The sequence below is a fragment of the Edaphobacter sp. genome (assembly GCF_028283685.1).
Lineage (GTDB): Bacteria > Acidobacteriota > Terriglobia > Terriglobales > Acidobacteriaceae > Edaphobacter.
On the sequence record NZ_JAPWKF010000008.1, the window covers coordinates 441,096 to 451,774 of the forward strand.

At 55.1% G+C, this 10,679-nt stretch carries 6 protein-coding genes; 5 read left to right on the forward strand and 1 reads right to left on the reverse strand.

Annotated features, from left to right (window positions below; translation table 11 throughout):
• The first annotated feature begins 276 nt into the window (after positions 1-276).
• The 4 genes from PW789_RS16795 to PW789_RS16810 all read left to right on the forward strand — a co-directional run bounded on the left by PW789_RS16795 (position 277) and on the right by PW789_RS16810 (position 8,635).
• Complete coding sequence (locus PW789_RS16795) at positions 277-3,855, forward strand: TonB-dependent receptor (protein WP_299378721.1); 3,579 nt, start codon at positions 277-279, stop codon at positions 3,853-3,855.
• Between the two features lie 137 nt (positions 3,856-3,992).
• The gene (locus PW789_RS16800; RefSeq protein WP_299378723.1) at positions 3,993-4,940 is read left to right on the forward strand and encodes a glycoside hydrolase family 43 protein; all 948 of its coding nucleotides are present in this window, start codon (positions 3,993-3,995) and stop codon (positions 4,938-4,940) included.
• A 148-nt stretch (positions 4,941-5,088) separates the two neighbouring features.
• Positions 5,089-6,339 carry a sialidase family protein gene (locus PW789_RS16805; RefSeq protein WP_299378725.1) on the forward strand — a complete coding sequence of 417 codons (1,251 nt, stop codon included), beginning with the start codon at positions 5,089-5,091 and terminating at the stop codon, positions 6,337-6,339.
• Positions 6,340-6,466: 127 nt separating this feature from the next.
• Positions 6,467-8,635, forward strand: coding sequence for a hypothetical protein (locus PW789_RS16810; RefSeq protein ID WP_299378727.1), 2,169 nt, complete (start codon positions 6,467-6,469; stop codon positions 8,633-8,635).
• A gap of 206 nt (positions 8,636-8,841) precedes the next feature.
• On the opposite strand, the gene PW789_RS16815 is transcribed toward PW789_RS16810, so the two are convergent.
• Positions 8,842-9,963 carry a histidinol-phosphate transaminase gene (locus PW789_RS16815; protein WP_299378729.1) on the reverse strand — a complete coding sequence of 374 codons (1,122 nt, stop codon included), beginning with the start codon at positions 9,961-9,963 and terminating at the stop codon, positions 8,842-8,844.
• 145 nt (positions 9,964-10,108) lie between these two features.
• Between PW789_RS16815 and PW789_RS16820 the strand changes: the two genes are divergently transcribed.
• On the forward strand, positions 10,109-10,321 hold the full coding sequence (locus PW789_RS16820; RefSeq protein ID WP_299378731.1) for a hypothetical protein: 213 nt from the start codon (positions 10,109-10,111) through the stop codon (positions 10,319-10,321).
• The last annotated feature ends 358 nt before the right edge of the window (positions 10,322-10,679 follow it).

Here is a 10,679-nt window from a genome sequence, read left to right on the forward strand (position 1 = left end):
ATACCGTAATCAATTCGTATCTTTGATAGTACATATGTCCCATCAAAGATTGGTCGATTCATCTGATTGTCAGTTGTAGTTACACCGTCCTAAGGTTCTCGCTGTTCCAAGCACTCTTGTAAACGTGAATGCGGCATCGTGTATGAGCTGCGATGCCTGCGCATGGGGACAGTGCTGGCCAGGAGGCAAACGCAAGTGAAGCAGAAGCAATATGTGCAAAAGGACGCATCGCGCATCATCCTTGCCCTATTCATATTTTTCGCCTGGATCGGAGTTATGTCCAGACAGGCTGCCGCACAGGACTACCGCGCCAAGATCACGGTGGAGGTCAAAGACTCTTCCGGCGCCATGGTGCCGGATGCATCGCTTAAGCTAACAAGGGTTAGCACGAACACGGCTATGCCAGCCACGACCGACGCATCGGGCGCGTTTATCTTTCAGCTTCTCGAGCCGGACACGTACACCCTGAATGTCAGTGCGCCGGGGATGGCTTCTGCGCAGATCAACAATATTGTTCTCGTGGCGTATGCCGCGACGAGCATCCCGGTGACGCTGAGGGTTGGTTCGCAGACCTCCGAGGTCACCGTGACAGAACAGCCTGCACTGCTGGAAACAGAGTCGGCCAGCCGTGCCTACAGCATCGAGCAGAAAGAAGTACAGGACCTGCCGGTCATCAACGGCAATCCGGTTATGCTCGGCCAGACGGTTCCCGGCGTGTTCATGCGTCCCCTGGGCGTGTATACAGATCCTTGGACGGTCACGTCGCAATTCCAGATCAACGGCGGCCTGATGTCCCTCAATGAATTTCTCATCGACGGTAGCCCGAACGATGCGGAGTTCGGGCTCAATACCTATGCCTACACACTTCCACAGTTCGCGGTAAAGGAATTCACGGTTAGCGCGAACAATTACGACGCACAGTACGGTCATACCAGCGGCGGCGCCATCAACATGACCACCGCTTCGGGCACCTCACAGTACAAAGGTATGTTCTGGAGTTCATTCCGTCGCACGGACTGGAACGCGAATACCTCGCAGAACAAGTATCTTAACTCGATCAATCAGACCAACCTCGGGACTCCTTTCAACACGCAGACGCAGCTTGGCTTCCAGGTGGGCGGTCCAATCTTTATCCCCAAGGTTATGCACAGATCGGAGAAATACAAGCCGTTCTTCTTCTTCGCCTTCGATCACTACAGCGAATTGCTGCCGCGGAGTCTTATCCTTTCCTATCCAACCGCCCGCATGCGCAGCGGTGACTTTGGTGAGCTGCTCAACCCAACGAACGGCTATGCGAATTCGATCGTGATCGCGGATCCTTTGACCACGCATCTTGACACCACCCCTGGCTCCCCTACTTTCAACCATTACATCCGTACCCCGTTCCCAAACAACATCATTCCTGCCGGCAGAATCAATCCCATTGCCGCGAAGGTTGGGGCACTTCTGCCTGCGGTGGGAGCGACGCCGAGCAATCAGCGGCCTGGCACCAGCAACCTCAGCATCCCGAACAACTACTACGACTGGCACTTTCACAACGTTGTCGGGCGGTTCGACTTCAACATCGGCGAAAAGTACAAGTTCTTCCTGCGCCCGTTCAATGCAGACTTCTCGGAGGTCAGCAACGCAGGCGGAGTTACTGGTCCAGGTGCAAACGGCGGTACGTTCCATCGCACCAGTAAGGGCTATCTCATCGATTTCGTCGATGTCATGAACTCGAAGACAGTCCTCAATGCCCGCTTCGGTTATGCCTTTTTCCGCGTGAAGTGGACGAGCCCGGATAACTCGAACTTCGATCTCACGGGCCTCGGTTATCCCTCTTCGCTGAACAGCGAGCAGCAAAGCTCGAACTTCTTCGGCCAGTATGCGTTCCAGAACTACAGCCCGCTCGGCTGGTTCCAGAACGTGGAAGATACCGGCACGTACTCATGGGAAGGCAACATCACTCGTCAGGTCGGTGCGCATAATCTCCACCTTGGATGGGACGTTCGCCTTGTTCACTTCAGTTTCATTAATCCCGGCAATTTCACGTTCACGTCCAATAGTGACTGGACCACAACGGACTACACCAACGCCAACGCAACTGCCACCAGCGGCGACGGTTTCGCGACTTTTCTACTGGGAACTCCGTCCAGCGGTGCAACGCCGTTCAATTCGACGTACCAGATTTCGAGCTGGTATACGGCACCGTACCTTCAGGATGATTGGCGTGTAAGCAACAAGCTTACCCTGAACATGGGCTTGCGCTGGGATCTGCTGACGGCGCCGATCGATAAGAAAGATCGGTTGAACGTCGGCTTCGACCCGAACATGCCAAGCGCACTGCAGGGTCAAATTCCCTCGAGTGTGACCGCATCGTTTCCGGCCGCGAGCAATCTAACTGGCGGATTGATGTTTGCTAACGTGAACGGTGCGCCCCGCGCTCCAATCCAAAACACGTATCACAACTTTCAACCGCGCTTTGGCTTTGCCTATGCGGCTACCGACAAGCTTGTCGTCCGCGGCGGATATGGGCTGTTCTACACCAACTTCCAAAACAACGCCATGATTCAGAGTCTTGGCTTCGCGCAGTCCACACCGCTGAACGTTTCCAATGACGGCGGCCTTACTCCAGTTCCGAACGTCCTCAACAACCCGTTCCCGAATGGAATCATTCAGCCTTCCGGTTCTTCTCTCGGCAGTCTCACGAGCATCGGACAGACCGGCGGCATTACCGCCTTCAACCGCAATTTCAAGGTACCCAGTGCCCACGAATTCTCGATGGGTATCCAGTACCGCGTGACAAAGACGAGTGTGTTCGAAGCAGCCTATGTTGGCAACCGTGGCCGTGGATTTGCCGTTTCCCAGGATGTAAACCAGGCTCCCTGGAGCTTCCTGCAGAAGTGCGACGAAGTCTACGCGAGCGGTAGCAACAGCGTCTGCACCGCGCAGCAGGCCAACCCATTCAAGGGCATTGCCGCCTTTAGCGGGACGCCGTACTACACAAACAGCACGCTCCAGGCGCGCGAACTCGCTCGTCCGCATCCGCAGTTCAGCACGATCACTCTGGCTGCATTGAACCGTGGCTACTCCTGGTACAACGGGATGCAGCTCTCCTATAACTACCGGATGTCCCATGGCGTGTCCTTCAACACAAGCTATGTCTGGTCCAAGATGATCAACCAGACGGGCTGGATGAGCCAGGCACTCAATATTCCGCAGCGCAGTGTGTATCAGTTTGGCGTTCCGAAGGTCTTCAAGGTCTCAGGTGTCTTCCAACTGCCCTTCGGTCGCAAGCGCCTCTTTGATTTCCACGGGAACCGAATCATCGATGGCTTCATCGGCGGATGGGATTTCTCACCCTCCATGCAGATCCAGTCTGGAGAACCTGCCACTCTGCCGACGAACGCGATCATGCTTCCGCATAATAGATTCCGCAAGCCTGACTGGAATAACTACACGAGGGCCCAGGCATGGGGCACCTGCGTAGCGAACAAGACTCCCATTACTGGAGCGCTTGTACCAACGGCGGCCAGCATCAATCGCGGCTGCGGGACGGATACAAGCAACTACGATTGGGCGATCGTTACCACGCAGGTCAACGAACAGACCAATCCGACTTACTCTGACACTGTTCGTATGAAGCCGGTCATTATGTCCGATGCTGCCGTACAGAAGTCCTTCACGGTTCGTGAACGGTACGTAGCGACGCTTCGTCTGTCTGCTTCGAACGTGCTCAACCACTTCAATCTGGAAACCGCGAAGTTTGTTACTGATCCAACGAACGCAAACTTCGGCACCATCAACCAGGGCACGACACCGACCACGGATTCTCCACCGCGTAACCTCAACGTTCAGTTCCGGGTTGCGTTCTAACCCGGACTTCGACAAACTCCAGGCGGATGTTGCTTCCTTCGCGCCCCAGTGCGCTACGAGCGCATCCGCCACTTTTCATATAAATATTTCGCCCATAGAAAGGACAGAGACGTTAGATGCGTGCATCGAGAATTGTAGTGATCTTGTTTGGAGCCATCGGTCTGGCCGGGATGGCTTATGCGCAGGCCGTTAATCCCATTCTTCCGCACGCCGATCCGTTCATTACGTACGATCCCGTTACGAGCGGCGGTCAGTATGTGTTGACAGCAACCGGCCGCGACATCACTTTGTGGAGTGGTCCGACGCCAGCCACTGCATCTGCTACTGCTCATGTCATCTTTACTCCTAAGGACGGTATGACGCAGACATGGTCGCCGACTGTATGGAAGATGGACGGCCATTGGTGGGTATACTTCACTGCGCAAATGCCTGGCGAAAAACACAAGATCTATGTGCTTCAGTCCGACACGGATGATGTGCTGAGCACGTACACCTTCAAGGGAGCGCTGGAAACCGGAAGGCAGTCAATCGATCCATCGCTGCTGATCGTCGGTAAGTCGCGCTATCTGATGTATGTGACTGTAGATAGTGGAGCGAATGACATCCATATACGTAAGCTCAAGACGCCAATGGAATTCGATGGAGAGGCTGCGTTGATCGCACATCCTGAAGCGGGCTGGGAGAAGGGCGAAGGTTCCACCAGAAATTACCCGGTCGATGAAGGGCCTACGGCTCTGTACCACAATGGCAAAACCTTCATCGTCTTCTCCGCGAGTGACACCGCCTCACCCCGGTACTGCCTCGGTCTACTGACGCTCACGGGGCGCGATCCTATGCTGCCCACGAATTGGAAGAAGACGCCGCACCCTGTCTTTGAGTGGTCTCCGGAGAACGGCATCTACGGCCCGGGCCGCGGAACCTTTTCTAAGGCGAAAGACGGAAGCATGTGGCTGCTATACGCCGCGAAGACCAGCGATGCCCCGAACGCTGCGCGACGCGAGACACGTGCTCAACGTTTCACATGGAACGCCGACGATACACCAAACTTCGGGGTTCCGGAGAAGGATGGGCCAATCAAGCCTTGAGCGCACGGTGTCTGATGTTTGTGTGGACCGTGAAATCGCATGGAGGAACAATGAACGGTCGATCGACTTTGGGCCAGCTAGCTGCCAGTGCCTGCGGTGCGATTGGCGGCCGTCTACATGGTCACTGGCTATTTGAAGGAGTTGAGTAATGGTAAGACAAGAGTCACTTGGCAAAATCAGTTGGTGGCTGATCTGCGGGATTGTCGTCTGCGCTTGTGTTGCGTTCTGCCTGCCGCTTCAGGCAAAAGCAGCTACAGGTACTTTGCTACCGCAAGGTGTAGGGTATCCCCGGCTTGTTCGCTTAGCGCATGGACCGACAGCGTCGAATGGGTGGATCGTCGCCAGTACGACCGGCAAACTATTTCTGAGCAAAGATGACGGCAAGACATTCACCTTTCTCACGGATGCACCGGCGCGAGAAGGGAGCAGGGTCAGGTGCTGCGAGGGCCTTTATGAGCTTCCTCAGGCCGTTGGCAAACTGCCTGCGGGGACACTTGTCTATTCAGCGACCTACGCGTCGGGAATTACTCCGCCCCCAGCGGGAGCACCTGCAACTCCCAGGCAAAGGAATCCGCGTGAGGAAGGTACCCCATCCATTGAGGTTTATACGAGCAGCGATCAAGGCACGACTTGGACCTATCATTCCACCCCGGTATCAGGCAGAGGAGAAAAAGGAAGCGGGGGTTTGTGGGAGCCTGAGTTTATCGTCTCCCGCGACGGCGCGCTTGTGATGTTCTGGTCGGATGAAACCTATAGCTGCTGCAGTCAAAAGCTATCTAAGATTCGTACCGTCGATGGCGTGACCTGGAAGGACTCTTCAGATGTTGTCGCTACGACAACGCAGGCTGATCGCCCCGGCATGATTATCGTGCGAAGGCTTCCGACCGGCGTCTATTTTATGTCTTACGAGATATGTGGGGATCCTAAAACAGGTCCGAGGTGCGCCGCCTACTATCGCATCTCCAGGGATGGCTGGAACTATGGAAATGCGAACGATCCCGGCAAGCGAATCGAGACGGCGAGTGGTCAGTTCTTCGAGCACGCTCCGGCGAGCATATGGAGTCCTTCTCCAATCTCTCCGAACGGTGTTCTTTTGGTCGTCGGTCAAGTCTTGCACAATGCCGATGGCTCCGTGGCGCAGCAGAACGGAAGGGTTCTGTTCATGAATGCGCTCCTCGATGGTTCCGGTCCATGGACTCCAATCCCTGCGCCCGTCGAAGTGCCAATCTCGTATGACAATCCCTGCCCGAATTACTCGTCTGCTCTGATGCCCGTACAGAACGGGGCCGCGCTTTTGGAGTTTGCATCGGATTTCTATGCGCTGAATAAATGTGGCATGTATTTCGCCACGAAACCGTGGACAGAGATGGTGCCGAACGTTGCAAGGACCTCGCCGTAACAATTCGAAAGCAAGCAGGATTAGTCGAAACGTTATCTTACAGGCTCATTGCATCAGGCTCGAGTGACGGTCAAAACAAGTGGAGAGTATCGCTGGACGGGAATCAATCGGATCCGACTAGAACTGCGTGAAACCGATCATCCGGTCAGAACAAAAGGGAAAGGACATGACGATGAACCGACGGGAGTTTGTGGTGGCGTCTGTGGCGGGCGCCGCGATGCTGCAGCAGAAGATGATGGCGCTCGAGCCATCGGGAGACTTGCGGGTTACGGTAGATGCGACCACGATCGGCGAGCCGGTCAACCCACTGGTTTTCGGCGGATACATGGAGCCGGCCACCACACGTGTGTGGGCCGAAATGCTCACCGACAGAAAGTTTTTCCGCGCAATTAACGACACTGCGCCCCCGCCACAGGGTTTCAACTCCGGCCGCGTTCAGCTGCACTATTGGAAGCCAGTAGGACCGGCGACAGCCGTGGAGATGGACAAAGCCGAGCCGTTCGTCGGTGACCACAGCCCGCGTATCACGCTCGATAAGACCGAAGAGCACGGTATTCAGCAGGAAGGCATACGGCTGGGCAACGGCAAGTCTTATGTCGGTCGAATCTATCTCGCGGGAGATCCCGGAACCAAGGTCGTGGTCCGGCTGGTGTGGGGACCCGGCGGAAGCGATTCGAAAGTCTTCACGATCTCTCCCCTTACGCGTGTCTACCGCAAGTTCCCGCTGACCTTCACATCACCAGTAGATACACAAGATGCCCGACTGGAGATCGTGGGAACAGGTAGCGGTAGCTTCCATATTGGGACTGTTTCCCTGATGCCTTCCGACAACGTGCAGGGTTTCCGTCCCGGAATGGTTAAGCTCTTCAACGATGTAGGCTATGCCATGGCCAAGTGGCCGGGCGGCAACTTCGTTTCGCAGTACGACTGGCGAGATGGCCTCGGTGATCGTGACAGGCGCCCACCCCGCGGCCGGGAATCCAACGATGTCGGCATCCACGAGTTTATTGCCTTCTGCAAACTGCTTGGAGCCGAACCCTATCTCGCAATCGACAGCGGATACGGCGACGATTATTCGGCTGCGCAGGAGGTGGAGTACGTAAACGGCCCTGCTGGCTCACCGATGGGTAAACTGCGCGCGGCCAATGGGCATCCCGAACCGTTCAACGTGCGCCTGTGGTGCATCGGCAATGAGATGTATGGCTTTTGGCAGGCTGGCCACATGTCCGCGAACCAGTATGCCGAGAAACACGTCCGGATCGTCAAAGCGATGAAGAAGGTTGACCCCACAATCAAGGTGACATCCGCGGGCGCCACCCCCGCCGAACTCTCCATGATGACCCAGGAGAACAAGCAGTTCATCCCGAATTTTTGGTGGCCGCCCTTCCCCAATGACCTGCCGTACAAGTTCGAAAGCATCAATGACTACGACTATTGGATGCTCAAGAGCGGTGCGGACTACATCGATCACATCTCTGAGCACACCTACGCCTATCCCGAATTGTCGTTCGATGAAAAGAAGCAGCTCTTTGTCGACCTCCACGATCCCCTGCAAACGCAGGCCCGCCGCATGACGAATCGCATGGGGCAGGCGTTTGAGGCGTGGGAGATCTATAGGGAGAAGCTGCCCGAACTGAAGTCGAAAAAGATCAAGTTCATCTTCGATGAGTGGGGAACCCGCTTCCCCAACGCAAATGGAACGGGAATGACGCGACGAACCGGGATGGTGATGCCTATGAGTTTCGCGCTATTCATGCACGAGATGTTCCGTCACTCGGATATGGTGGCGGCAAGTACCCCAACGTCGTCATTCAACCTGATCGTCACCGATGATACGGGCGATGGTGTGGGTCACACCGCCGCAGGATTGATGATCAAGCTCATGCGGGCTCACTTCGCCGGTGCGCTTCCTGTGCAACTCGGTGGCAACTCGCCTCAGCCGATGGTAAGCGGAACAGCATGGGTTGACACAGGAACAAAGCCAACCGGCAGCCCGACGTACCCCTTGGACGTTCTCGCAGCTTTCTCCGCAGACCGAAAGAAGTTTATTCTTTCGGTGGTCAATCCTACGATAGAAGCACAAGAGTTCACGCCTCAGATGAATGGGGTGAAACTGCGTGGGACGGGCAAGTTGTCGATACTGACAGCACCCACTGTGGAGGCGGACAATGAGCCAGGCAAGGAGCCTCTCATTAAAATCGTTGAGAATTCAGTGACGGCATTTCCAAATAAGGTACAGGTTTTACCCATTAGCGTTAGCATCTACGAGTTTGACGTCGGGAATGGTGATGGGTAGGACAGATTCCGCAAGCGGCGACTTTGATTATCAGATCGTCCGATTTTTCCGTTTCTGCGGGCAGCAGCCGGTTTCAAAACGTGTCCATCAAAACAGACTTTGAGCACTGAGCGGCGACGGATCGAGAAGAGAAGCCTCTTCTTCCACGGTCTTGCGAGGAACAGTGATGACGGCCTGCAGAGCTGAATCCATCACCTGAACACGCTTCAACCTTTGTTCTGTCGCAGTGTCTGACGCAAGGCATGCCGGGCGATTTCATTTTCGGTCGGCGTACCAATCGTGACTCTGACCCAGTTGCTATAGGGCGAGAAAGCACGCGCGACTTGCACGCCCTGTTCTTTCATCCTGGCCGCCACTTCGACCTGGGGACGGGCCGTATCGAAAAAAACGAAGTTTGTAACTGATTGGGTGTGGGGAATGCGCAGTTCTTCCAGCAGAAGGAACCACTTCTGCCGTTCGCTCGCGACGGCGATACGAACCCTGTCTGTGTGATCCCTATCTGAGAGGGCTGCGGAGGCAGCTGCCATGTTCAAGCGCCCCAGAGATTCCGCATCTCCTAGTCCCTGCCCGCGAAGCGTCGCAGCTAGTTTCTTTGGAGCCAGGGTGTATCCAATTGGCAGTCCGGCGAGTCCATGAATCTTGTCGAACGTACGGAACACCAGCACGTTTGCACCATCGCGAACGAGCGACACCGCAGACCTCGTCCAAAAGTCAGGAGTAAATTCCAGATAGGCTTCATCAACAATCACGGCGGCGTGATCGGAGGCATCACGGAGGAAGTCCTTGAAAGATTTGTCATCGCTCACCGTCCCGGTTGGATTGTGAGGGTTGATCAAATAAACGGCGCGAGTCTTCGCGTTTAGCTGGGCTCTCAATCCCAGTAGATCGTTTTCGTATTTCCCATTCAATGGAACAGGAACTCCGATCCCGCCAACGCGGGATGCCGAATCGATCAAGGCCAGATAACCGGGAGTCGAGTAGATAAATTCACCTCCAGGCCCTCCCTCGCTTCCGAGATAAAGTCCTAGAGCACCAAGGTTCTCTCCGAGGACGACTTGGGCCGGATCTACGCGTTCGTAATCCGCAATCTGCCCCGTCAACGCTTCAACGGCTTTGTTATCACCATAACGAGAGAGCCTCGCGAACTCTCGTTCGATAGCTGGACGAACCTTCGGTGAGGGACCAAATGCATTTTCATTCAAATTCAAATGCACGAGATCGCTTTGAGGAGGAGCTATGGGGCTAGTCACCCCACTACCAGGTAGGAACTCCATAGCCACAGCCAGACTCGATTTTTTGAGCAACGATCTCCGCGTCAAAGATTCCATCAGTTTTCCTTTTAGAAAGCTATGCGCAATCCCAACTGCAGATAGCGTGGGAAGTTTGCCTGCGTTGTAATTTTGCCGAACGTGGCGTTTCCGAAGGCGGTATTTGGGCCGGTGAAGTACGGCGTGTTGAATGCGTTGAAGGCCTGTGCTCGAAATGCTGGATATCTCGGTGTTCAAGAAATTCGCTCTTCGCGAGCACGTGAACTTCGAGATTCGTGGAGAGTTCTTCAACGTGATGAATACACCGAATTTCGGCGGTCCTGGTACGAGCCTGGGGAGTGCGACCTTTGGTGTCGTGACGCTGACGCAGGCGAATGATCCAAGGATCGGCCAACTAACTGCGCGAATCAATTTCTAACTGGTATTCAACACATATAAGTCATGGCATCAGGAGGATATCTTCGGCTGCCGCAAGGTCTACGTCGTCGGTGTTGCCGTTTTTGCTACCGCCTCTGCGCGGTGTGAGCTGGCTCGGGACATCAACACACTGATTCGGTCTCGATCCATTCAAGGTCTGGGAGCGGTTTTGCTGATACCCGGGAGCCTTGCGCACATAGCAGCCACATTTCAGGAGGGGACGCGAGGAGACGATCGGCACTCTGTCTGTAGGCAGGAAGTCGTTGGCCAGCCTTCTAGATAATCCATTTATCAACATCTGGCCCACCTGCAGGGCCTATCGAAAGAGCTGCAAAATTTTCGTGACTGTGTGGGCTTTT